The organism is Paraburkholderia sp. BL6665CI2N2 (genome assembly GCF_004366535.1).
Classification (GTDB): domain Bacteria; phylum Pseudomonadota; class Gammaproteobacteria; order Burkholderiales; family Burkholderiaceae; genus Paraburkholderia.
On record NZ_SORC01000001.1, the window covers coordinates 6,448,373 to 6,472,545 of the forward strand.

Here is a 24,173-nt window from a genome sequence, read left to right on the forward strand (position 1 = left end):
TCTATTAAACCCAGTAAGGAATCCGCTTCAGATATCGTCCGGTGACCCACAACGCTGCGATCCATCCGACGATTGCCATGCCGCCGGTTACCAGCCAGGTCATCATTGAGGGTATATCCCCAATAAGCGGGCCCCGCACGAGTTCAAGCAGGTATGCGAGTGGATTGAGCGTGACAATCCACGAGAATCTGCTTAATGAATGTGGCCGATACATAATCGGCGTAATATAGAACGCGACCTGAAGCAATGCACCGATAATTTGCGGCAAATCCCGGAATCGCGCTGACAGGAGCCCCGCTATCATCGCGATCCACGTCGCGTTTAGAATATAAAGCGCCAGTGCCGGGATAAAGAAGGCGAGCGCAAGCCAGCTTTTGACGCCAAATATCACCAGCAACAGAACGATAATGATGAGGTTGTGGGCAAATATGACGAGGTTGCGCCATACAATCTGCAAAACAAACAAAATCTTAGGAGTCGCGGCCTGCCGAATGTACGCGGAGCTGTTTATGTAAACCGTACTGCCTTCATTGGTGATCTGAGCAAAAAGGGTCCACATGACCAGACCGACACTCAGAAACGGCAAATACTCCTTAAGGTTCATGCCGAACAAAGTGCCATACACCGCGCCGATCGAGCCGATCATTACTGCCATACTAATTGTCAGCCAAAAGGGACCAACGGATGATCTAGCGTAGCGCTGACGGATTTCAAGCCAGCCCAGCAACATCCAGAGTCGCCATGAAAACAGACTTTCTCGAAAATCGGCTATTGCAATTGAAAACATAGATTGATGTTTAGTATGAGCGACGGGGAATACGTTCAACGGCGCGAAAACCGGGTTGCCAACGATACACAGACCACGGACGTTTCGCGTGTTCGCGACCGACAAATCCGTAACTCTACCATGGTGGGCGGCCCCTGGCGGTGTAACAATTGTAGCGTTGACCTGAGTGGTCGAAGCGCTGAATGTTCTTCAAATTCAAGGCGTAAGCGGGCTGGTGGGACTTCGATGCGGCAAGCGTGGCCGTCGGGAAACATGCTTGGGCGAGGTCGACGGCGGCCCTCCGCAGAACGAGGCGACGTTCTTTAGGGACGAAGGGCCGGCATGCCGATTTACGCCAAACCACCGTTGTTTCAAGCGCCAACAATGCCGCGATAGAGTCTCCGAATGAGGGAAAAGGAATTCCTTTTTTGGATCGTTGGCCTGTTTTTCTCTCGGAGCGCGTGTTCGTATAACCGCTGGTCGGCTTCGACATACCTCGAAAGAACGCGCTTTACGTCCGGAAGTCGATGGTCCACGATCCGTTCAGACGGCGATGCGTTCAGGTGGGAGAGCTTTGGCGCTGAGTGGAATTCTAGGATTTGGAAGAGCGTATCCATGTCAGCCTGTAGCGTCTCTGAAAACCCGAAAAAGTCTAGCTCCCCCATGTTCTGGATGGCAAGGTCCGCGAGCTCGCGGTTGCTCTTGTGAACGACTCCCTGTTGCCTGAACGCAAGCATCTCGGTTTGAAGGTTAATGATGCGCAAGGCGGAATCGCGAGGAAGCTCTGCAAGGTATCGGTCGATCGACTTCGCACTCGATAAATCGGTTTTCGCAAGCGGACGGATTCTTGCCTGAATGTTCGCAGGGAAGGCTTCGAGCTCTTGCTGGAACTGCGGCAGGTTGTAGTGATCGATCCACATGAGATGCGAGGCGATTTGTCGGATTGGGTCCCTAAGAAACGTGAACAGGAATGCATCGCGCGTCGCGTCGCCGAAATAGATATGTCCAGAGATAAAACGCCTTTGAGCGAAGCCATCGTCGGTCATTTTCTCGCTAAATATGGTGCACTGATTTGCGCCAAGCTGCTCGACGAAGGCTTCGCCAATTGAAACTCCAGCAGTCTTGGGTATATGCAGAAACCCGATCCGAGATGAAGTCTTTTTTTGCATTACAGAATTTGCGTGAATGGCAGGTGGCATAGGCAGTCGACAGATACTGACACGCGGCAGCAGATCGCGTCCGTTGAGCTCCCGCCGCGTTCCTGATTCGGATGGGGCGCGCCTTACGGGATGCTCGTCGCAGGCGATTACGGGTCGTGCTCGACAGGGAGCCGCACGATCGGATTTTACCAGAGGGCCTTGATGGCGATCACTTCAACCGGCCGGCCGAAGAGCGGACGTTGCCAAAGAAGCGGTGAAGGTTCGTCCTGATAGTCCCGAACGAGTTGTCACCATCAGAAGCATTGGCCCGTTTTTGGCTGCCCGTCTTGATCGCATGAATATCAGCACCGAAATCTCGCGCGAAATTGCATCGACTGGTTTGCTGCGTAACAACGCGGGCGAGCTCCTTTTTCCAATTGCCCGCGATTGCTTCACTCCGCCGGCCGCGCCGGGGGCGCTTTCGCGCAGCCAGTCGGCCGATCCGGCCCTGTAGGCGGCGGAGGATTTTGACGGAGCCACCGCTATTGCCATTTGCGCAACGGTATCCTCAACGGTATCCTATGAGCGCTTTCCTGACCAACGCGGCGCTCTTGCAGAAAAAATTGCCTTTGATCGGGAAACCCTATCTGGCGCCTTTCCGAACAGCGCTGGAAACCACCCGCAACAACGCGGTTAAACGCCAACTAGTCGATTCACGCATTGCGCGTAAGTCCGATTCCGCGCGCTTCGCTCGGAAGGTGATTGCTTCAATGGCTTCATGAGTCAACAGCTTCGCCTTGAGCAGGTCTGCTTCTCGTTGTCGGTATCCGGCGAGTTCAGCTTCCAGCGAGACAATCCTTTCCCGGGCGGAAGCGACTTCCGACTGCGTGAAAACCAGTTCTGACCGCATCGAAATCAGTTCCGATTTCGTCGAGTCGAGTTCCGACTGCAAGTCGCGAACTCTCGGTGCCGTGATGCTCGCCTCGTCGTTCATGCGCAAAAGCAACTGAGTCCTGCGCTTGTAGAAATTCTCTTCCTCCGCGAGGAAGTTTTCACCATTACGCAGATGGACAAAAAATTCACCTTCAGCTGGCTCTATTTCAACGACCTCAAATTTGGTCAACTTGAGAAACGACAAATCCTGCAGAATCAATTCAAACGCGGCAGGAGTAAATGTCCAGCAATGTGCATCGCGATAGCTCTCGTCCCCGCTGCGGACCCGTTTTTGCCAAAGTTCGAACTCGATGCGTAGGTGCTCAAAAGGGATGATCTCGCGGGGGTCCAACGCAAATGGAAACACCACTTGCTGGCCCGACTTTTCCAGCCGACGTGCATGCAACGAACAATGCTCGAATATCTGAGCGTTCGTCGGGCGGGAGCGCTTTTCAAAAAAAGCCGCTAGCATCTCCGCAGTAGTGCTGCTTGGTCGAAAATAATCAAAGCAGCCCCGCCGGTCTGGCACGATCATGCTGAGATAACCACCCGGCTTCAGAACCTGCTCACATCCCTGCAAAAATGTAATAGGGTCTGGGCTATGCTCTAAATTGTGCGATGAAACAATATAGTCAAATTTCCCAGTCTCGCCCCGAGCCGCGACTAGTTGCGCAATCGATGTCGAGGATCCCACCATGTCCACATCTTCGATGTTGCGGGCGATCTCGCGCGAGATTGTCGGATCCTGCTCGGCCCGCGCGCGCAGCGTCGGAGCGTCGAATACGTCCAAGGTCAGGCAGTTGTATCCAAGACGCTTCGGCGCGATACCGTTATACCAAGCGCCGATTTCTATGCCGTGCTCTTCTTTGGTGATATGGCGCGTGATGCTCTCATGGCGACCCATCAATCCCTCTCAGAACGTAAGTATTTGAGACCGGTTGTGACAGATACTACAGCTTTTTTCAACGGATTTGCCGATGCCAGCATTATTCAGCCTCAAGGGCCAGGCAGGCAAATCCTGCTGGTGGTTTTGTTCAGCCGGTGCCGGCTACGGTCCCAAAACGCCGAGAATACAACGGTCGGTATGGTTAGAGGCTTTTGATGCCCGCGCGATCCCCGCAGCCCAGTCCTGCCGGATCCGCATTTAACTCCAGCACCGTGGACGCCATTGTCCGTGACGCACGATCTGCAACCTGGTCCGTCGCACCAAACCCTCGCGCCTGTTGTCACCGAAAGCCTCTCCAGTTGGTCTGGATTCCCTGAAATTCTGACGAACTATGCAATTCCGTTAGCCGTCGGTGTACGGTCTATACTCCCGGCCTCAGTTCCAGTAGCGTGAGGGTTGGACGTTGTCTGGATTACCGCATCGCCATTGTTCGCAAAATGGATAGTAGTCCTACAGGAATTGCCTTCGCCGATATCCCTCTGATCCATTGCAAATGGGCTTTCAGCAGTCTATTTATCGAACAGGAACTGCCGAAATCAGATTTGGTCCGCTGACTTTCGCGCGGCTGGTAGGAATTTTCGCAACAGATTCGCAACTTCTGATAGGATTTTCCCATCTCCTTGCTCTTGGTCAAAAGATGAATATCCGCGACAAAATTCGGTCGGGCATCGATATTGCTAACGTCTCCGTGATGGAGATCGGGCCTCTGTATCGTCCTTTCATTCTCAAATCTGAAGGGAATGTCGTTTATGTCGATCACACCGACACGCAAGCGTTGAGATTAAAATACAAGGATGACCCGAAGTTCGACGTGGCGGACATTGTGGAAGTTGACGCGATATGGGGGCACCAGTCTCTCCTAGAATGTCTGGGCGGAAAGAAGGTCGACTACGTCATCGCGTCGCATGTCATCGAGCATGTTCCTGATTTGATCACTTGGCTTGGTGAGCTCGGGTCGGTCTTGCGCGAAGGTGGCGAGATCAGGCTGGTGATACCTGATAAGCGCTACACATTCGACTACACGCGACGCGTGAGCCAACTCCCAGAGATAATTGAAGCTTACCTGCGGCGAACACGCCGACCTCTACCGTGGAATATTCTCGACCACGTCTTGAATGTGCGCCAGGTCGACACGGGCGCTGCATGGAAGGGACCGCTTACGTTGGATATGGTCCCGTTGGCACATCCGTTTGAGATGGCGATTGCAGTCGCTAAAGACGCGATATTTTCGGAGAACTACCATGATGTTCACTGCTGGGTTTTCACGCCGCAAAGTTTCGCTCAGACGATGTGCGCTCTCGCAAAGCAGGGGCTCATTGATTTGAGATGCGAAGAATTCGGTGATACACCGCACAACAGCCTCGAGTTCGTCGTTTTCACACGCCCCTCCCTCGATCGTGCGGCCATCATTGACAGCTGGAAGGCAATGGCAGCTTCCGTGAGAACCAAGCTTCCTGGATCAGAGGAGGAGCGAACCGAAAAGTTCAAGGAGGCCAATCAGGATCTCCTGATGACGGTTGACCGTTTGGAAAGCAAGCTAACCGAGACGGAGAACAAACTAACCGAAACGGTCGGAGAACTGAGGAATGCCGAAGAGAGACTGTCGCACGTAACGCGTGCTTTGTTCGATTTCGAAGTTTCAGCGTCAAAACTCCGGACCGAATTGGACGAGGTCAGAGCGTCCAGTTCATGGAGGATTACAGCGCCGGTTCGCAGGATCGTACAATCCTTCCGAAGAGGTTCTCGCTGATTGAACGGGACAAGTTGGCAAATAGGGTGGAGACAAAATCCATCTTGCGGTTTGTTGCAGCTACCATGGCTTACCTTCTTGACCCCCGTCTCTCATTCGCGGTAGATGCTCAGTACCTTCTGGCCGCAAACGACCAATTGGTTACCATCTCTCTGCGCGATCTGAATTTGATAGGTACCGTGGAGACTGTTTGCATCCACGATTGCTTCATACCCAAGGTCGCTACCATCTTTGCGGTGGTAGGCTGCAGCCACGTCGTCGCGTGCGATTTTCCTCGCTGGATACATGCGAACGTCACCATCCGGCGCAGTTATCGCAATTTGAACGCCAGTATTTGCCTTGTCTTGAGTGTTGGAGAGCATCGCCCAGCCGCGAATACGCCAGAGGGGCGATACGGAACGCGCCGTCGTACCCACATCAACGCCGTTCAATGCTTCAATGTTGCAGTCGCCACCAACAGGCAGTGTCGACAGACTGTGCGCGGGCTCGCTCTGCGCCATCAGGAGGCGATCTGCGCTTTCGCTCGTTGGGAATGGCAGCCTAGTGAGCGATACGCTGTACGTCTTGCTCCAGAGGAGACGCGTCCCGGACGTGCCGAGCAGTCCGACGGAAATCGGATATCGGCCTTCGAGCAATTCGGGCGCACGGGTAGACTGAAGCGCAACGAAGTCTTCGGCGGAGGAAATCACCGGGGACAGAAGGAAGCCGGTTCGCGCGATGCTCGGAATCATCCGATAGGTCGCCGACGTTCGATTGGCGAATCCGACGCTAATGTAGAGCGGTGGATCTTTATACACGGCGGCGAGCAACCGTCCAAGCAACGTCGGTTTGACGTCTAGGTATGCCCAGATCGGGCGCCCCGTATGAGTAATCGGAATTGATGATCCGACGCTGGCCGTTTCCCACTTTTCCGCAGGCCCGGCGTCAACAGAGACGGGCCGCGCGCGCTTCCGAAGCTCAGCGTAAATGCCGACCAAGCCGACAGGTTCGTACTTGCCAAGCAGAAGCGGCCAACTAGCCGAATCCTCGAGTGATGGAAATCGTTGATCTATCGAGTCTATGCCAAAAAATATAGTCTCAGGTGGAGACAGTTCGAGATGTCGTCGATTAGCCGCCAAGAGCTGATTGTTGTACGCGGAATAGCTCTGCATGATAGGACGAGGCGACCACGTCATATCGGTCGCCAGCAGTGCTGACAGGGCCGATGGATACAAATCGACAGTCCCTAACCGGGACGGTAGCGGCAGCGTGAGGCGTATCGCTCTATTGGCGTCCTCAAAGTGGCGTCGTAGTTCGCCAGGCGTTTTTACTCGCGCCGCAGCGGCGTAAGTGGCGTCATATATCTGAGTTGAGACGCGTTCGATTGAGTCCCACGGAGAGACTGAGAGATAGGAGTTTGCGATAGCGAGCCATCCCAATATGCCGAGCACAACGCCGGCAAGGCCGGCAAATGTATCGTTTCTCAAAAAAAGCACGTATCCAATCAGGGTTAGAGCACTTGCCGCAATGAGAGCGTGCCCATCGTGCCTGACGAAACCGGCCTTGAAGCACAACAGCAGCATGACCGCAACGGCCGCAACCACACGCCAACGGTTGCCGTTGACTGGGCGGAGCCAAAGCGCAAGCAATAGAAGCGCTACCAACCCATACACCTTGAGGTCGCTTACATTGCCGGAGGCCGACATGGCTTCCGTATAGCCCGACACAATCGGGCCTTGGGCAATGAAGAAATTAGGCAGAGCTGTGATGGGCTGGCCCGCAGCCACCCAAGAGAGACAAACGAAAATGACTGGGACCAGCATGGTCGCCATAGCTTCTGCGCGTGAGCGATTCCATGTCGCTAATACAGCGAGCACAATACAACCTGCAACGAACGGGGTGAAGGTTCCCTTGATCAGTGGCAACGCACCGCAAGCCATCGTGGACAACGTCAGCACAACGAGCCTAATCGTCCCCCCTTCATGCTGTTTCTCCGCGGCGCAGAGCATCACCAGTGGGAGCGTCATGAAGATCGCGTCACGCAGCCAGAATTGAGTCAGCAGGATCGGGAATATGACGAGCCAGCCGCGGCGGCGGGGGGCGCAAATGTAAGTTAAAGCTCCAAACAGCCCCGCCGCAATCAGCGCTGAATAGAAGAGCATGGGCCCGTCGGTTGCCGGGTGATATTGCCTCGAGTAGACCGAGGCCAACGGGCCGAACGTAAAAACGATGTCCTTGCCAATCACCATGTGCTTTGCCACAGCCGTGTTCATGGCGTACTGCCATGACGAATCGATATCTGGCTGCGGCATCGCTGGCCCGAACGGAACAAATAGGATCAGCGTTAAGACGAACGCTATAGCGGTCAGAAGCGGAGCAATTGCCGTTTCTAGCACCGCGCGGGGTACAATGGCTTTCAGGTTGCGGTCAAGCATCGTGGTGGTCTCACCCGTAGTCTTTACGGTCGTTAAAGTAACTTTGCTTCGACAAGAGGGGAATAAGCGATCCTTAGGCCTCTAACCTGTACTTCCTTCGTGAGCGCCTGTGCGACACCGGTTTCGTAAACGTCTTCCGTTGAGACACACTGAAGCAGTTCCCTTCTGCAGAAGAAGAACCCCTCCGGCACATCAACCGCCGTCTGCGGCTTCAAAGCCAAGGCAAACGGCCCAGGATCGTCACGCCGCATACCCCGACCTGACCAAAGATTCGCTTGAGGTTCGCAGGACGCAATCACGCGATTCGAGCTTGAAAGCACACGTCCGCTCACAAGCGCTACATCCGGATGCATCTCGAAGAGCCGCATTGCCTCCCAGGCTGCTGCCTCGGATAGTTGATATTGCTCGTCTATCCAGAGGACATACGGTTCCGTCAAAGCGTTGATAGCATTGACGAGCTCTGCCCAATCGGCGTTCGTGTTGAGCCGAACTTGCCAAGGGATGAGTGAGTCTTTCGATTCAGCGGCCTCAGCGTCTAAATTCGCTTTGCCTACCTTGATGCCGGCAATCGATAGTGGATCATGCGGCAACCGTAAGATGCCGTACTGTTCCGCGCCTCGATCAATTGGAAAGACATCAACTGCATAGAGGCTAGGATTCGGTTGACTGTCAACCGATCGTTGGAGAACGTGTTTGACCGAGTTAATCGATCCGATGTTTACGGTGCCGCTGTTGCTCGACGAGGTCGCGTGTGCGCGCCAGTGATAGAGCACGTGTGGGATATGAGCGATGCGTTCGCCGGCGTCCGCGAAGCGAGTGACAGAATCCCAATCGTGACAAAATTCCGCTCCTTTGTCGCAATAGACATTTAGCGCGAGCGCACGTTCACGTTGGAACGCACATGCGTGCCATACATAAGAGTCAGCCCGATTCAGCACCGGGTCGAAATCAGCGCGCCTCAAATGGTCGTCGAGGTAATCGTCGTGCTGAATATCTTCGTCCGAAAATACGAACGACGGCTTGTCTGTGGCGTTCAGTGCTTCTGCCATCAACTCAAGCGCGTCGACCGTTAGGAGATCATCAGCGTCCATGGGAATGATGAAATCCGCTGTTGCCCGCTCGAGACAATAACGAAGACCGCCAACAATCCCGAGCGCCTCTGACTTGTAGGCGCGGATTCTGGAGTCGCTTGCAACCAGTTCATCAAGGATCTGTCTGGCATCCTCCGGGATGGGACCGTTCTCAAGGATGATCCACTCGCTGAACGGCAATGTTTGACCTAGAACGGACTCGGCGGTCTTTCGGAAAAGCTTTGCCGGTGAACGGCTATATAGCAATGTCAACAACGCGAACTTCGCCTCTACCTTATCGCGCGACAATGCGGCTAACCTCCGGCTGATCAGATCGGAGTGAAAGGTTTCGTTCCAAGACAACTCGACATGAGCCAAGCGTTTGCTTTCCTGCTCTCTCCGTATTGCTAACGAAGTCCCGCTGAAGGCCCGATGGCTATCGAGATCAAGTCGCCGCGAAAAAGTCGAGTTGTCGATGACGAGATCCGGGAATGCTTTACGGAAGGCGAGGGCCTCGTTCTGCGCAACCGCTGTAGGTCGATACATGCTTTCGGCAAAGAAGAACGGTGTGTATACGACGCGTTGGTTGCGTCGCCGCGCGGCTGCGCCGAGCCAGATTCCGAGGTGCTCGAGTTCTATGCCGGTCCCCACCAGTGCCGCAAGCACCTCGCGCAACAGTTCTGTCCTGACTACGCAATGCTGCGCCGAAACTGCGCTCACCGAGTGTGGTTTCCACATCTGGCAGAAATAGCCAGAGTCTGCGACGTTCCGTGTCGCGTTGGGCGAATCGAATCCGTTTCCGAAGCCGAAATAGACGTCGGCGGCGACGATTTCGTGTCCGAACTTGAATCGGCCACCAACAACCGCGGTGTCGGGGAAAAGCTCGAAAAGCATTTGAGCGTCCTGTTGCCACGTTCCATCTGCGACCCTGACATCAGGTGATTGCAAATGAACGAACGGCGCACGTACTTGCTCAATTGACCGCAGTAGCCGAGCAACGGGGTCTTCTCCAAACGGTCCGCCTGAGGCCGATGCCTCTATTGGTGAGGGACTGTCGCCTAGCAAAACCGTGATGATCGAAGGTTTCGATGCGTTCGAGTCGCGTACGATACGCCAGTCCGGCGTGCCGTCGAACATGGGCGAAAGCTCCACGCGATACCAGTCCGGATGCTCACTGTGCTTTACCAGTTTGCCAATGACGTGGGACTGGGACGAATAGATATAGCTCTTGCTATGGATGTCTCCCGCCGTGGATCGTGCGTGCATCCGCCACGTGTAGAGAACCTCAGGGATGTGATAAGGCGTGTGTCCCGCGAGCCAGAATCGCATAAACGTATCCCAGTCGTGGCTGCCCTCCGGTACATGGTCCGTATATGCGCCATGCCGAAGTGCGAGAGTGCGGTCGATCGCGCAAAGATGCGAAATGTAGCAAGAGTGCGCAAACAGCACTGGGTCCCAGTCCGGCTTGTAATACGGATCGCGATACGACGTTTCGTCACATTTGTCCTCGTCGGTGTAAGCCAGGGCGGGGTAGCCAGCCGCCTTAAGAGATGACGTCAACACGCGAACGCAGTCCGATGCAATCAGATCGTCAGCGTCTAGCGGCACCACGTAACGATTTTTTGCCGCCTCGAGGCAGGCACGCAGACCGCCGACAATGCCCAGATTCTTCTCAACCCGGATAAGCCGCACGCAGGGATGAGCGGCAAGCTCGTCGAGCAACTGGTTGACGTCCTCACGTGTTGGGGCATTATCGAGAAGGATCCATTCAAATCCTGCTTCGCAGTCTTGTGAAAACACCGAGTCTGCGAGGGCCCTGACGAAAGCAGGATCGGTATTCCAAACCGGGGTGAGGAAACTGATGAGCCCCGGCTCAGCGTCGGTATAGAGCGTGCGCCGATCGGCGATTTGCGCGTAGCGGATAACCTCATACGCGGTAGTGGGCCAACGGTCAGACCCGGCGACACGATTGGGGTACGCGATGTTTTTGTCGCCGCCCGCCATCGGTGGCGCACCCAGCAATTCGAGAACGGCATTACGCAATTGCGGCATGACCGACGCCAGGCTCTCATCCCAGGTTTCCGGCAGTCCAAACGCATCGGTCGATCGACCAGAACCCGTTTCGCATCGTTGGACTGCTTGCACCAGACCGTTCGCGATAGACTCGACCGTGGCGTCCACTGCAATGATGTTCCCAGAGATCTGGGCGAGGCGCTCGGCTGTCTTGTTCGCGTAGCACGTCGTGACGACGGGTTTTCCGCAGGCGGCCATTTCGAGCGGCGGGTAACTCGGGTGAGGAGAGAGCATAAGTGATAGAAGCACGTCGCTCTCTCGCATCTGCCGGGCATATCCTTCGAATCCTAGCCACGGAGCGGGAACCAGAACACCTCCATGCCCAAGGGGCACAGGTTCGAACTTCTCACCCATGCCAACGAATTCCCACTCGGCGGCGTTCAATGCGCCATCAGCCAGCAACTTTTGTAACGCTGCAACTCCCATCTCGTACAGGTTGCGCAAACCATTGGTTGGGCGCGCATAAAAAAGCAGGCGGCGCTTTGCAGACCTGCATTCGCTTTGGTCGTCGAAATAGAATTGCGTTTTGTCGACCGCCGGCTCGAATGCAAGCGTGCGGCGTGCGAAGTCCAGATCGGAAAAACGACCCACTTGATGGGAGACAAGATACTCCGCGAGTAGCGACGTGTTGACCACTGGCACGATGTCCAGGCGATACGTCTCCTCGGCCAAGGCGTATTGGGTCGACGCAGGATGCAGAATCGGTTCGTAATCCTGGATGAGATAGACGAACTTCTCATGGCGCGTATGCCTGATGGCGTACTTTGCCATTTGGGCCGTCCACCATGCGGTTGCCATGAAGAGATCGTTCTCGCCGATCTTGAAGGCAATGTTTCTGTCCGATGCGTCGACGAGTTCGACATTGTCGAGCGCTTTCGCTGTGCCGGCTAGAGCTTGTGCATGAGCCCAAAACGGCGCCGGGTTTGCATCGATGGGGGCGTTTGTGCTTACAAACCGAACGGGTATGCCGAGAGCAGCCAAGCGGTAAGCGATGCTGATCGCGGTGTTTGGGCCACCGGACATGTGTTTCATGGCGAGGCCTGGCACGAGCACATTGAGCCTAGGCCGCATGGCCAGCGACCGATCAAGTTCAATGTTCAACGGGTCGAACCAAGGTAGTAAGCCCACCGGCGGTGTATAGGACCCGGACCTGCTTGTCGGCGCGATTTCCTGCGATTCGACGACGAGGCTACGTGGCAACTGAGCGTCCGGCAACGGAACATCTGGCACCGGCGCGACAACGATAGGGCGGGGGCGAATTTGTTCCGCAATTGTCCTGACGGCTGCGCTCTTTCGCAATAGCCTCCAGATCGCACGACCCGGCAGGCTGTGACGAAATGCCAGCAGCCAGTCCCCGTCCTGAACTCTGCCAGCCGTCAAACGGAAACACGCGCTGCGGCGAGCTCGCCTCAAAATCCGTGCAACTATGACAAGTGGATTGCGTCGCATCCACTTATGGAGATCTGCTAGAGCCTGGCTTATATGTGCGAACTCCGCCTCTCTGGTGGCGGCTGACCTGCTTGACGCGTCGAGTTTCCCTTCAAGTTGAGCGGTCAGTTCCTCAAGCCGTTTTTTTTCACCGTCTAGCTCGGCGACTGATCTACTGGCTTCCTCAAGGGCCTTACGCGTGGATTCCATTTCAACCGCGGCTTTAGCTGCGGTCTCTGCTGCGCGTTGTAACTCGGCTCCAAACGGAATGCGCAGTTCCTGTGTGACAGCGTCCTGAATCGCAACCGTTTGACGGAGATCGTCGATAAGCGGCTGCAAAATTCGCTCTCGTGCCAGCTGCATATCTTCGCGAAAGGCGGGCAGCGCGGTAGCAAATCCAAGCAACGATTCGTCCGCCGAACACCTTGGAGCCTCGTCACGCAGTTTTCCCAAAGCGTTCCTGATCTGCTCCGTATCCGCGTTGTCGCGAGTCGCAATGAAGAACTCCCTATAGTGGCGCCCGTCGGACTGGAGCAGAGGCGCCGTGGCATTGATCTTCGCGTTAAAGCCGTCCTTTTGTACCGAATCGCCGAAATCGTACGCGTAGATAAGATCGACGATGCTGAACAGAAGCCAGTGGTCAAGCGGCGCGTTTGGTATCGATGCGACATTCCAACCTTCGTCGTGCAAGGTCTCGTTAACCTCGGCGAGGGTGGGTAGTCCAAGCAGTGCATGCTCAAGGAGAAATGCTTCGTCTTTGTCCGCGAGCTGGCGCACCGTCTCATTCAGAACTTTCTCGGCGTCGGCCGCGCCGTAGTCGGCGACCGGACAGCACAGAATTACTCCCTGGCGAGCCACTCGCCGGCACTCTGCGATCAACGCGGCGCGATGGTCTGACGGCACGTGCTCGAGAACCTCAAGGGCCATGACGACATCGAACGACTGATCTGGAAACGGCAATGGAGCGCCGGGATCCAATACGACAATGTCACTTTCACCAAAATCACTCACGTCCGCGCGAGTGATCTGGACACACTCGCCGAGAAACGTTGAACTCAGTTTCGATGCCCCGCAACCGACGTCTAAAATTGAAAGCTTATCGGCGTAACTAGAGGGGAAGGCCGCACTGACCAGGCGCTGAAGTAGCGAGTAACGCTGGAAAATGTCGTATTGGAACGCATAAAGGTCGGAGCGAATGTTCGACATGTCGTAAATTATCAGATTGACCGGATTCCGACTCGATTTGCCGCAGCATACGCTGCGCTTTGTTTCTTATCGGAACCTACGGGTTTGAGCAAACGCTAGCTTGCCGTGCCTCAAAGCGGCGGGCAAGCACAATAATGTCTGGAATGGAGTCGGCTGTCGATGCGACGCGGCGGCCGCCGCGTCGGGGGCGCCTGAATTGTCCAAGCCAAAAGGCGGGGGCTCCGTTGCGGTAGAAAAGTGACATTTGTTTCATCCTTGGGTTGGGCTATTCGGCCGGAAACCGATCAATGTGACTAATGCTTAAAACTCCACCTCTTATGCCCCACATAAGAAGTGAACACCGGTACCGCAACTCCAACCGCATGCGCAGCGTCTCTTATATGCCACGTGAACCCCATGCGCGGAAACACGTAATACGCGAGCCCAACGCTCACCACCCACGTCTGCACGACAGCCACCAGATTCACTAGCGTAAAGAAGAACACCGACCGCCCCGTCGACTGCGTGCTCTTCGTGAACACGAACAGCTTCGCGAGAATGAAAGCGGTGATCATCCCGGTGATATACGCGACGACAATGGCGGCCGGGTAGGGCATCCACTTGTTGTAGACAATCCGGCTGCCCCAATTGACCGCCGCGGCAAAGCCGCCGGTCAACAGGAATAGCAGAAAGCTCTTCGAGACGAAGGTACGCTTGGCGAGTGCATGAACCCGGGTCATATCATCTTCGCCATCTTGCGCGATAGCCCGATACTCTCCGAGATGCCACGGTCTTCCGGGTAGTAGTAAGACGTATCGGCCACGAGCAGGCCTTCCACCGGCAACTGGATCGGCGGCAGGCGGTCGAGATAACCCGGTTCGCAAATCGGTTGCGCGAAGCGATACCGGCTCGCGCGCACGTCGATGAAATCGTCAGGCTTCAATGCCGGGTTGATTTTCATCAGATAGCGTTTCACTTTGTCGATGAACGCCGAATCCGGTTCCTGGTACTTCGGATGTTCGCCCGGAATATAGAACGGCACGTAGACGACGTGATGATCGAGCGGCCGCAGATTCGTGTATTCGACAATGCCCGGAATGTCCATCTCCGGATCGTTGGTGTTCAGCCAGAAGTTTTCGGTTACCGGTTTCTTCAGCTTCGCGATAATGCACACCACGGCCACGTTCTTGACGCTGCGGAATGCGTCGAGAATCTCCGTGGGCAGATCAGGCATCACGCGCGGCACATAGGGCAACGGAATCGTGCTGATGACCTTGTCGAACGGCAGGAACTCACCGCCGGCTTCGATACCCTTGATTTTACCGTTCTCGATCACGACCTTCTGCGCGGGTGTGCCAAGACGAAACTCGCCGCCGTTGGTCTCGATATAACGGCGCATGCCTTCCAGCAACGTATCCGAACCGCCTTCCAGATAGCCGAGCTTTTCGTGAAAGAGGTTGTAGCGCGAGCGGCCGATCCGGCGAATACGACTCCAGATCCACGCTGCGGAAAGGTTGTACGCATAGTCGTAGAACTTGTAGTCGAACAGACGCCGCCACAGCACTTCCCACGCCTCTTCACCAATCCAGCGGCGAATCCAGCCGGTTGCCTCGACGTGATCGAGCGGCTTCCAGTCGTTGCGCTTGGTCGACAGAAAAGCGTGCAAGCCATAGCGGAATTTGGCTTGCAGGCTGAGCCCCTTGAACTTCAGGAGCGCCATCGGGTTGCCCCACGGCTGCACGCGGCCTTGATAGAAGTAGCCCATCTTCGTTTCGCGCCACTGCATTTTCTCTTCGATGCCGAGCTCGCGCAGCACCTCGAAGAAAGCGTGATCGGAGATCGCGTGAAAATGATAGTAACGCTCGATGGAGAGGCCGCCGAAGTCGAAGCACGCGGCCATCCCGCCAACCCGGTCGTCAGCTTCGAAAATGACTGGCTTGCGCCCGTCCTTGACGAGCTGGTAGGCGGCGCCCAAACCCATCGGTCCGGCGCCGAGTACTGCAATGCGTTGTTCGCTCATAACGTGGCTTGGCTCAAAATTCCAGTGCGATGTGGCTATACGTCGGGTCGTTGAAGGTCTCGTCCATGGCCTTTGCGAACGGCGTAGCGCGGATCTTGAAGATGCCTTCCCAATCGATCACTTCGAATTCGTCACCGGCCGTCAATGCTTTGAGTTGGTCTGCGGTGAACGGCGGGTTCTTGTCAAAGATGGCATACACCTTCAGCAGCACATAGAAGAGACCATACGGAATTCGCACGATCGCGCACGGTGCGCGAGTGGCGCGCTTGATCTGGCGGATGATGTCGATATAGTCCACGCGTTCGAGGCCGGTGATATTGAACGACTGGCCCTTGATGCGCGACTCGATGCAACTGATGATCACATTGCAGAAGTCGCCCACATAGAGCGGCTGACGCATGTATTTGCCGCTGCCGGGAATCGGGAACACCGGCACGCGATGCATGAAGCGCGACAGCCAGCCGAGATGCTTGCGGTCGAACCAGCCGAACATCAGCGTGGGCCGCAATACCACGCATTCGATGCCCGAGGCGTGTACGATCTCTTCCTGCTCGCGTTTCGTCTCGGTATAGAAATCCTCGCCCACGGAATTCACCACCGAGGAACTGATGTGCACCGTGTACGGAATCTGGTTGCGCTTGATCACGTCGAGCACATTTCGCGTCGACGTGATGTTGTTGCGAATGAACGGTTCGATGGTCGGAGCGCCGATCTGCGCCTGCAGCATCACGACGAGATCCGCGCCTTCGAAGTGCTGCTCCCAACCGCCCGGTTCGGCCAGGTCGGCATAAATTGCCGTGACGTCAGGATGGACCTTGCGAAGCACTTCCAGGTTGGCCTTGTGCTTGTCGATCACGACCAGATTGTCGTAACCGCGCGCTTTGAGGCGCGCAACGAGGTTCTGGCCGACAAGGCCGGCGCCGCCTGGAAGAAGGATGCGGGTTTGGTTCATGCGTTAACTCTTTGAATGGGGCGTTCAGCAACTTTGTAAGGGCTAGATGATACTAGCAAGCCGAGGCGTCTCCAGAAACGGCCTGGAAACCGCCTGCGGCCGCTGCGGGCAGTGTTTATTGAATGGTCGCTGCGGCAGGCAATACTGCGGGCATCGGTTTTTCGGCTTGCAGCGCGCAATACGCACCGGTGGCAGTTTGTCCATCGACTCGTATGCCGCCGCTCGCCGGTGCCTTGAAAAAGGCCGTCCAGCCGCTGTATCGGGCGCTTCGTCCGAATACGTTGCGAACGTCGCCTCGCTCGCCGCCTACGACGCCGGTGCCAAGCGTCATACCGGTGGCGTCGGTAACGACGATTGCGCGTGGCGTGCGCTTGTCTGCCTGATCGTAAATCCAACCCGTCGCGCGATATATGCCGGGGCTCGTCGTCGCGGAGATGTCGTCGATGCTGCCGGCGCAGGGCGAGGGCGCGTTGACCTGGCTCGGCGGCACCAGATAGTCGGGCTGATCGGGCGCGAATATGGACAGGTGTTCCGCCTCGGCTTGCCGCGCGATGTTCGGCAGAGCATCAGGAAACGGATAGACCGGGCGGATGATCTCAGGATCATAGACATGAGCCCGCAGCGCGAGGCCGGCAACGAAACGTGCGTAAGTCTCGTCACGATCCGCCCGTACGAAGTAGCGTTGACCCGACGCGACGGCCAGGGTGGCGAGTGCGGCGACGAAGACGGCACGCCTCAATTGTTCCGGTGTGCGGCTGTTCAGCGCAGCAAAGAGGATCAGCGCGAGCCAGCCCATCAGCGAGGCGGTCGTATAGCGGGAAGCCAGCGCTGTCTCCAGGCCGAACCAAAGCCGCCCGCTCGCCGTCAGCAACGCATTGCCCGCGATGAACAAGGCAAAGACGAGTAGGGCCACCCCTTGCGGACGATCGGCACCGGCACGCAAGAGTCTGAAGCAGTTTGCCGCGAGCGCCGCCAACACCAGAATACCCGCGACGTAGGCGCCCGCGAGGCCGGTCCTGATCTGAAAGGCCGGGGAACCCAGATAGAGCAGTACGTAGCGAATCGCGGCAATCGGATGTTCGCGCACGCCGGCGAGCAGATTGCCGCTGCTACCCGGCTTGTGCCAGTCGATGAAATAGGCAAGCCATACGGCAACGGTCACGATCACGATTGCCAGCAGTTCGCGCGGTTTCAGCCGCACGTAAAGTGCCTGCACGATAAGCGCGGGAAGCACCAGTACGCCGCTCGACATCGAGTATGCCGCGAGCCACGCACTGACTAACGCCGCCGTCAGCCAGCCGAGCCGTTTGGCCTGTTCGCCGCCGGCATTGGTTTCGGCGGTACGATCGATTGAATGGAACGCGAGCAGCGCAAAGAGATAAACGGCAAACCACTGGCTTTGAAATCCCCACGCGAAGTTTTCCCGCTGCATCCACGAGAAGGCGAATACGAGGATTACGCCGGCCAGTCCGAAGCGCGTCTGCCGCGAAAGAGTGGGGCGGTAGTGGATCGTAATGCGGAAAAAAGCCGCCGCAAGCGCACCCGCGAGCACCAGATTGGAAATGAGGGGAAAGACATTTCGGCTGCCGAAATAACGGATGTCGGCGAAAAATATCAATCGCGAGAAAGTCAGGCGATGTTCGTTATGCTGTTCGAAAAACGCGTGCCAGGGATCTTGCGCGGCGCGCATATAGAAGCCGATGGAGCCGTCCCACGAATCGCCGTACGGCAACGGCGAAAAGTGCTGCCACACCGCGAAAACCGTTGTTGCGAGCGTGATGACGCCTAGCGCCAATACCGCGTAGTTGCCAAGAGTTTCTCGCCGACTCATCGTCCCGGTTTCCCTTTACAGGGACGCGCGCTTGAACAGGAAGCGCGGCACCGAGCGGATGATCAGCATGATGATCGCCCAGAACCAGCGCGTATACAGCACGTCCTTGCGCTTGTCGACGGCGCGCATGATGTCGCTCGCCACCTGATCGGGCGTCGCGACAAGCGGGCCGGGCAAGGGCAAACCGGCTGTCATCGGCGTCGCCACGAAGCCCGGCTTGATGGTCAGAACGTGGACGCCGGCTTTGAATAGCCGTGCATTCAGTCCCTCGCAGAACGCGGAAAGCGCGGCCTTCGCGCTGCCGTACAGATAGTTCGAGGGCCGGCCGCGATCGCCCGCCACCGACGAGATGACCGCCAGTGCACCGCGTTTTTGCGCTTCCAGGATATTGGCAATCGGCGTCAGCAGCGCGATAACAGAAACGGCGTTCGTGTTGAATTCACGCACGGCCACCGCGGGGTCCGCCTGGCACGCGGCCTGGTCCGGCAAGGTGCCGGGCGCGACCAGCACGACATCGAGCGCGCCGAGTTCTTTCTGGCACTCTTCGAGCATGCCCGCATGCAGATCCAGGCGATCGATATCGAGTTGATGGCAGGCTGCCAGTTGCGCGCCGCGCGCGGTCAGATCGGCGGCCACCTGCTGGAGGCGTTCGCCGTTGCGGGCAACCAGGAAAAAACGTGCGCCCTGGGTGGCCCATTGACGTGCACAGGCGATGGCGATCGCCGACGTGGCACCGACGATAAGAATGTTTTTCATGTTCGTGTGGTCCGTTCCCAGAAACGCGAGAGTAGCGCGGGGTCGCGCAGCGCTTCGAGTTGCTGCCATTGAGGGTAAGCGGCGCGAAAGTCGGCGCCGGGCATGTGCGCGTCTTTGGCCGGATAGATCCGGCCGCCGGCTTCGCGCACGATGGCATCGAGATTCGCAAAGAGCCGGGTATTCAATGCGTCGCGCTGCGGGAAATCGAGAGCGAGGGACGTGCCTTCCATCGGAAACGATAAGAGGCCCGGCGAACGCAAATCACCGCAGCGTTTCAATACGGCGAGAAATGAGCCCGTGCCGCTTTCGGCAATCGCGTCGAGAATCGCGCGGGTCGCGTCGCGCGCCGTGGCCGGCGGCACCACGCATTGGTATTGCTGAAAGCCCGCGCGCCCGTAGATTCGATTCCATTCCAGCAAGCTGTCCAGCGGGTAGAAGTAGGCGTCGTAACCGACCTGCGCGACGACTTCGCCGTGCTGCTGCTTCTGATAGTAGAGTTCGTTGAACGCGCGCAACGTGAAGCGGTTGAACACCGGAATCGGCAGCGTGAAGGGGACCGTGCGCTTCTTTCGCCGCGTGACTTCGAGCGGTCCGTCCGTCGCATGGTCGCCGGCCATGAAGATGCCGCGACCCAGCGCCGAGCCGCGACTTTGGCAATCCACCCATGCCACGCTGTATTCATGCAACGGGTCGAGCTTTTCCGACAGCGCGAAGAACTCGTCCAGATCGCCGAAGCGGATGCTGGTCATGTCGATCAGGCTCGAGCGGATCGGCATCAACTGAATCTCCGCCCACAGGATCAGCCCGGTCAGCCCAAGGCCGCCGATCGTGGCGGCGAAAAATTCGGCTTGCTCGTCGGGCGAGCATTCGAACTGCGAGCCGTCGCTGCGCGCCAGCGCGAAGCGGCGCACATGCCGGCCGAAGGTGCCGCGCACATGGTGATTCTTGCCGTGGACGTCGTTGGCAATCGCTCCGCCTAAAGTCGCGTATTTCGTGCCGGGTGTGACCGGCAGCATCCAGCCGCGTGGAATCGCGACGTCGAGTATTTGCTCGAGCGTGACGCCGGGTTCCGCGCGCAAGACACCGGTTTGCCAGTCGGCGGCAATCAGCCGGTCGAGCGGCAGCGTTTGCACGACATGGCCGGAGGCGGCGAGGCAACTGTCGCCGTAGCTGCGGCCATTGCCGAAGGCGAGCGTGGTGCCGTGTTCCCCGGCCGCGTCCGACCACGTGGCGCGCGCGGCATCACGCCATGCGATCGCATGCGCTTCCTGCGGTATTGGCGGGTAACGTCCCCATGACAGAACTCGACTCATCGCCTAGATCGCGGCCCAGAAAATCAGGCCGCACAGCACGACGACTGCGAGGCTGACCCGATCGCGCGCCGCGAAGACAATCGGATCGTCGTGCATCAGACCGCGATGCGCGATGATCCAGGTGCGGCTGACCCAATAGAGCAGCAGCGGACAGGCGAGCCAGATGACTTGCGGATGGCGGTACATGCCGGCGGTTTTCGCGTCCTGGATATAGAGCGCAAGCACGAGCACGGCCAGATAGCCGGACGAGGTCCCAAGCGATGAGATGAGCGACAGGTCGCTCGCCACATAGCCGCGCCCGCGCGTCTTGACGAGGCCGCGCGCTTTCATCGAGTGCAGTTCGGCGTAGCGCTTGACGAGCGCGAGGCTGAGGAAGATGAACATCGAGAAGGCGAGCAGCCAGAAGGTCAGTTGCGCGCCGACCGCCGCCGTTCCGGCGATGATGCGCATCGTGTACAGCATGGCCAGCACTACCACGTCGACCATCACCTGGCGCTTCAGAAACGTTGAGTACGCGAGCGTCAATACGTAATAGCCGAACAGCGCCGCGGAGAATTGCCATGGCAGGAAAAGCCACGCCGTGACGAACGCGACCACCAGCAAGACAGGAAAGAGCGCGAGTCCCCATGTGAGCGGCAGCGCGCCGGAAGCAAGCGGACGTTTGCGTTTGACGGGGTGATGACGGTCGTCTTCGAGATCGAGCAGGTCGTTGAGCAGATAGACACTCGAGGCGCACAATCCGAACGTGAGAAACGCCAACAGCGCAGCGAGCGTCAGTTCAGGCGAAGACAGCTTATGTGCGGCCAGGAGCGGCAAGAAGATCAAAAGGTTCTTCAGCCACTGGTGCAGGCGCAAGGATTTGGCCCATGTCTTGACGGCGGGTGGACGTGATTCGATCACCCGCTCCACATTGCCGATCTTGCGGGCCGCGCGTTCCACCCCGTTGGAGGGATTCACCACGTACGCGCGGTCGGCGGATTGCCAGACTGCCAGGTCGTCGTGCGAATTGCCGGCGTAGTCGAAGCCTTTTTCGCCGTACTCGGCGACCAGCGTATCGCGCTTGTTGTGAGCGGACAGGTTGATGCTGCCGTTCGTTGCGAACGTCCTGTCGAAAATGCCGAGATGGGTGGAGATGGCCTGCGCGTAACGTTCGTGGCTTGCCGTGGCCAGCACCAGCGAGCGGCCGGCGTCCCGTTCAACTTTCAGCCATTGCAGGACCGTGGCGTCGTAGGGCAGCACGGCCACGTCCACGTTCGTCGCGTCGGCGAGGCGCGCTTTCAAACCCGGCTTGCCGCCGCGCGCGAGCCACAGCAGCGGCTCATAAAAGCGTTGCGGGGCTGCCTTCAGATAGGCAAATCCAGACTCGATCAGGATGTCTGAGCGAATCAATGTGCCATCGAGGTCGACGACGAGTGGTCTGCTGCGCATTCGTTCTGCCCTGAGGGCGGTTGTCAGATTTGTTGAGCGGACGGCCGCCGTCTGTGGCGCTGCGCTGAAGCCCGAATTTCGTCCGATTGCGAACGGCCGGAGTTCGGCGGCGTTACTTTACTATTCCGCGATAATGCGCACAACCTTACAGGCGAAGTGCCTGATTCTGAGGCAAGAATGCCGAATCAAAACATAATAAATACGTTTAACGGAATCGTATCGGGCGTAACAATGGGAAAGACGGGTTGCCGAACTGCGAAAATTTGAGCAAACTTCGGGTTTGTTGCGTCTACGCAACGTAGGTTGTCGAAGCGCCCACCCAATGTGCTCACCGAAGTGCCCAAGATAAGGCACGCAGTTCTACATGAAAGAAACGCGCACTCTGCATCCCCTCTCCGACGGGTTGTCCGTATCGGTGGTGGTCTATCACCCGGATACAGAACAGTTGGTATCCACGCTCACGGGCCTCGCCGTCGCGTGCGACGCGCTGCACATCAGCCGGCCCGAACTCCCAGTGACGCTATATCTGGTGGACAACGGCGGCCTGCCCGACATCCCGGCAACGCTAGAGGAACTGCGGGCTGGCGGCATCCTGTGTACGATCATCGCCGGACAGGGAAACGTAGGCTACGGTAGGGGCCACAATCTGGCAATCGAAAGCAGCGCCAGCCGCTATCACCTGGTGCTGAATCCCGACATCGATCTGGCAAGCGACGCGCTTCGCGAAGCGCTCGATTTTTTCGATGCACACCCTGAAGCGGGCCTCATCACGCCATGGATCGGTGACGAGCATGGCGAGCAACAGTTCTTGTGCAGACGTTACCCCACTTTGCTCGACCTGTTTGTACGCGGCTTCTTGCCCTCGGGAGTGCGTCGGCTGTTTGTGCGCCGACTCGCACACTACGAGATGCGCGACCGGATCAATGCGCGCGACACAGTGTGGGATCCGCCGATCGTCAGCGGCTGTTTCATGCTGTTCCGCATGGCGGTCCTGAAGCAACTGGCGGGCTTCGACGTCCGTTATTTCCTTTACTTCGAAGACTATGATTTGAGTCTTCGCGCGCATGACGTCACCCGCGTCGTCTACGCGCCCGCGGTGCGCGTGTTGCATCACGGCGGCGGTGCGGCGCGCAAAGGCTCTGTGCATATCCGCATGTTCATGTCTTCGGCGTACAAGTTCTTCGACCGGTTCGGCTGGAAGTGGCTATGAGCCGGGTGCTCGTTACGGGGGCCAACGGCTTTGTCGGCCGCGCGCTGTGCCGCGCGTTGCGCGACTCCGGCAACACGGTCACCGGCCTTGTACGGCGGGAGATGCAGCGCGAACACGGTGTGGACGAATGGGTCGACCCCAGCGTGAATTTCGCGGGCATCGACGCAGGTTGGCCTGCAGCATTGCAAGTGGATTGCGTCGTGCACCTGGCGGCGCGTGTGCATGTCATGCTCGAGGACGCCACCGATCCGGAGGCTGCTTTCCAGGCGACCAATGTCGAGGGCACGCTGCGTGTCGCGCGCGCCGCGTGGCGGCACGGCGTGCGGCGCTTTGTCTTCGTCAGCAGCATCAAGGCGATGACCGAAGCCGATTCGGGCCGCTCAGTGCGCGAAGACGATTCCCCGGCGCCGCAAGATCCGTACGGTCGCTCGAAACGCGCAGCCGAAGAAGCGCTGATCCGCCTAGGTGCGCAGACTGGTCTCGAGATCGTGATCGTGCGCCCGCCGCTGGTTTACGGTCCGGACGTGCGGGCCAATTTCCTGAGCCTGATGAACGCCGTATGGAAAGGCGTGCCGCTGCCGCTCGGCGCGCTTCGTGCAAGACGCAGCCTCATCTACGTCGACAATCTCGCGGACGCTTTAGTGCATTGCGCGACCGACGCGCGCGCGGCCCAGCAGTGCTTCCACGTCGCGGACAACGAGGCGTTGACGATCGCCGAACTGGCGCGCGCGCTTGGCCGCCACCTTGACCGGCCCGCGCGTTTGCTGCCTGTGCCCGCGAGCTGGCTGCGCCTCGCCGGCCGCCTGACGGGGCGCACGGCGCAAGTAGACCGGCTGGTCGGCTCATTGCAACTCGACACCAGCCGGATTCGTACGGTGCTGGGCTGGCAGGCGCCGCATTCCACCGAAGAAGGGCTGGCCGCGACAGCCCACTGGTACCGATCCACGCATTGAGGCACG

At 57.8% G+C, this 24,173-nt stretch carries 16 protein-coding genes; 4 read left to right on the plus strand and 12 right to left on the minus strand.

Annotation, left to right across the window (positions count from 1 at the left end):
* Positions 1–4: 4 nt before the first annotated feature.
* Together B0G81_RS28985 and B0G81_RS28990 are read right to left on the minus strand one after the other, a co-directional pair.
* Positions 5–787, minus strand: a complete 783-nt coding sequence (locus tag B0G81_RS28985; RefSeq protein ID WP_134140100.1) for an ABC transporter permease — start codon at positions 785–787, stop codon at positions 5–7.
* Between the two features lie 350 nt (positions 788–1,137).
* On the minus strand, positions 1,138–1,935 hold the full coding sequence (locus B0G81_RS28990) for a sulfotransferase family 2 domain-containing protein (protein WP_166679077.1): 798 nt from the start codon (positions 1,933–1,935) through the stop codon (positions 1,138–1,140).
* A 244-nt stretch (positions 1,936–2,179) separates the two neighbouring features.
* Between B0G81_RS28990 and B0G81_RS28995 the strand changes: the two genes are divergently transcribed.
* Positions 2,180–2,419, plus strand: a complete 240-nt coding sequence (locus B0G81_RS28995) for a hypothetical protein (protein WP_134140109.1) — start codon at positions 2,180–2,182, stop codon at positions 2,417–2,419.
* A gap of 129 nt (positions 2,420–2,548) precedes the next feature.
* On the opposite strand, the gene B0G81_RS29000 is transcribed toward B0G81_RS28995, so the two are convergent.
* Positions 2,549–3,742 (minus strand): methyltransferase domain-containing protein, encoded by a 1,194-nt coding sequence (locus B0G81_RS29000; protein ID WP_134140112.1) that lies wholly within the window; start codon positions 3,740–3,742, stop codon positions 2,549–2,551.
* Positions 3,743–4,277: 535 nt separating this feature from the next.
* Between B0G81_RS29000 and B0G81_RS29005 the strand changes: the two genes are divergently transcribed.
* Complete coding sequence (locus tag B0G81_RS29005) at positions 4,278–5,534, plus strand: methyltransferase domain-containing protein (RefSeq protein ID WP_134140116.1); 1,257 nt, start codon at positions 4,278–4,280, stop codon at positions 5,532–5,534.
* 92 nt (positions 5,535–5,626) lie between these two features.
* Here the strand turns inward: B0G81_RS29005 and B0G81_RS29010 are convergent, their stop codons facing one another.
* The 9 genes from B0G81_RS29010 to B0G81_RS29050 all read right to left on the minus strand — a co-directional run bounded on the left by B0G81_RS29010 (position 5,627) and on the right by B0G81_RS29050 (position 22,004).
* Positions 5,627–7,948, minus strand: a complete 2,322-nt coding sequence (locus B0G81_RS29010; protein WP_134140118.1) for a hypothetical protein — start codon at positions 7,946–7,948, stop codon at positions 5,627–5,629.
* 32 nt (positions 7,949–7,980) lie between these two features.
* Positions 7,981–13,725: a glycosyltransferase gene (locus B0G81_RS29015; RefSeq protein ID WP_134140120.1), complete on the minus strand. Its 5,745-nt coding sequence runs from the start codon at positions 13,723–13,725 to the stop codon at positions 7,981–7,983.
* 293 nt (positions 13,726–14,018) lie between these two features.
* Positions 14,019–14,444, minus strand: coding sequence for a GtrA family protein (locus B0G81_RS29020; RefSeq protein WP_134140122.1), 426 nt, complete (start codon positions 14,442–14,444; stop codon positions 14,019–14,021).
* The gene (locus B0G81_RS29025) at positions 14,441–15,724 is read right to left on the minus strand and encodes an NAD(P)/FAD-dependent oxidoreductase (RefSeq protein WP_134140124.1); all 1,284 of its coding nucleotides are present in this window, start codon (positions 15,722–15,724) and stop codon (positions 14,441–14,443) included. Before B0G81_RS29025 ends, B0G81_RS29020 begins: the two co-directional genes overlap by 4 nt.
* A gap of 13 nt (positions 15,725–15,737) precedes the next feature.
* A complete protein-coding gene (locus B0G81_RS29030; RefSeq protein WP_106314766.1) occupies positions 15,738–16,676 on the minus strand; it encodes an NAD-dependent epimerase/dehydratase family protein in 939 nt (312 codons plus the stop codon).
* Positions 16,677–16,791: 115 nt separating this feature from the next.
* Positions 16,792–18,507 carry a hypothetical protein gene (locus B0G81_RS29035; RefSeq protein ID WP_134140126.1) on the minus strand — a complete coding sequence of 572 codons (1,716 nt, stop codon included), beginning with the start codon at positions 18,505–18,507 and terminating at the stop codon, positions 16,792–16,794.
* 15 nt (positions 18,508–18,522) lie between these two features.
* Entirely contained in the window at positions 18,523–19,263 is a 741-nt protein-coding gene (locus B0G81_RS29040; protein WP_134140131.1) for an SDR family oxidoreductase, read from the minus strand.
* Positions 19,260–20,576, minus strand: a complete 1,317-nt coding sequence (locus B0G81_RS29045) for an FAD-binding oxidoreductase (RefSeq protein ID WP_134140136.1) — start codon at positions 20,574–20,576, stop codon at positions 19,260–19,262. The genes B0G81_RS29040 and B0G81_RS29045 overlap by 4 nt, the downstream gene beginning before the upstream one ends.
* Positions 20,577–20,579: 3 nt before the next feature.
* Positions 20,580–22,004 carry a UbiA family prenyltransferase gene (locus B0G81_RS29050; protein ID WP_134140140.1) on the minus strand — a complete coding sequence of 475 codons (1,425 nt, stop codon included), beginning with the start codon at positions 22,002–22,004 and terminating at the stop codon, positions 20,580–20,582.
* A gap of 364 nt (positions 22,005–22,368) precedes the next feature.
* Here B0G81_RS29050 and B0G81_RS29055 point away from each other — a divergent pair, with 364 nt between their 5' ends.
* Both B0G81_RS29055 and B0G81_RS29060 read left to right on the plus strand, forming a co-directional pair.
* Entirely contained in the window at positions 22,369–23,214 is an 846-nt protein-coding gene (locus B0G81_RS29055) for a glycosyltransferase family 2 protein (RefSeq protein WP_134140143.1), read from the plus strand.
* The gene (locus B0G81_RS29060; protein WP_134140145.1) at positions 23,211–24,167 is read left to right on the plus strand and encodes an SDR family oxidoreductase; all 957 of its coding nucleotides are present in this window, start codon (positions 23,211–23,213) and stop codon (positions 24,165–24,167) included. The genes B0G81_RS29055 and B0G81_RS29060 overlap by 4 nt, the downstream gene beginning before the upstream one ends.
* The last annotated feature ends 6 nt before the right edge of the window (positions 24,168–24,173 follow it).

Coding starts and splice junctions, on each gene's coding strand:
- B0G81_RS28985 (WP_134140100.1), bottom strand. CDS start 787: ATGTTTTCAATTGCAATAGCCGATTTTCGAGAAAGTCTGTTTTCATGG.
- B0G81_RS28990 (WP_166679077.1), bottom strand. CDS start 1,935: ATGCAAAAAAAGACTTCATCTCGGATCGGGTTTCTGCATATACCCAAG.
- B0G81_RS29000 (WP_134140112.1), bottom strand. CDS start 3,742: ATGGGTCGCCATGAGAGCATCACGCGCCATATCACCAAAGAAGAGCAC.
- B0G81_RS29005 (WP_134140116.1), top strand. CDS start 4,278: ATGGGCTTTCAGCAGTCTATTTATCGAACAGGAACTGCCGAAATCAGA.
- B0G81_RS29010 (WP_134140118.1), bottom strand. CDS start 7,948: ATGCTTGACCGCAACCTGAAAGCCATTGTACCCCGCGCGGTGCTAGAA.
- B0G81_RS29015 (WP_134140120.1), bottom strand. CDS start 13,725: ATGTCGAACATTCGCTCCGACCTTTATGCGTTCCAATACGACATTTTC.
- B0G81_RS29020 (WP_134140122.1), bottom strand. CDS start 14,444: ATGACCCGGGTTCATGCACTCGCCAAGCGTACCTTCGTCTCGAAGAGC.
- B0G81_RS29025 (WP_134140124.1), bottom strand. CDS start 15,724: ATGAGCGAACAACGCATTGCAGTACTCGGCGCCGGACCGATGGGTTTG.
- B0G81_RS29030 (WP_106314766.1), bottom strand. CDS start 16,676: ATGAACCAAACCCGCATCCTTCTTCCAGGCGGCGCCGGCCTTGTCGGC.
- B0G81_RS29035 (WP_134140126.1), bottom strand. CDS start 18,507: ATGAGTCGGCGAGAAACTCTTGGCAACTACGCGGTATTGGCGCTAGGC.
- B0G81_RS29040 (WP_134140131.1), bottom strand. CDS start 19,263: ATGAAAAACATTCTTATCGTCGGTGCCACGTCGGCGATCGCCATCGCC.
- B0G81_RS29045 (WP_134140136.1), bottom strand. CDS start 20,576: ATGAGTCGAGTTCTGTCATGGGGACGTTACCCGCCAATACCGCAGGAA.
- B0G81_RS29050 (WP_134140140.1), bottom strand. CDS start 22,004: ATGCGCAGCAGACCACTCGTCGTCGACCTCGATGGCACATTGATTCGC.
- B0G81_RS29055 (WP_134140143.1), top strand. CDS start 22,369: ATGAAAGAAACGCGCACTCTGCATCCCCTCTCCGACGGGTTGTCCGTA.
- B0G81_RS29060 (WP_134140145.1), top strand. CDS start 23,211: ATGAGCCGGGTGCTCGTTACGGGGGCCAACGGCTTTGTCGGCCGCGCG.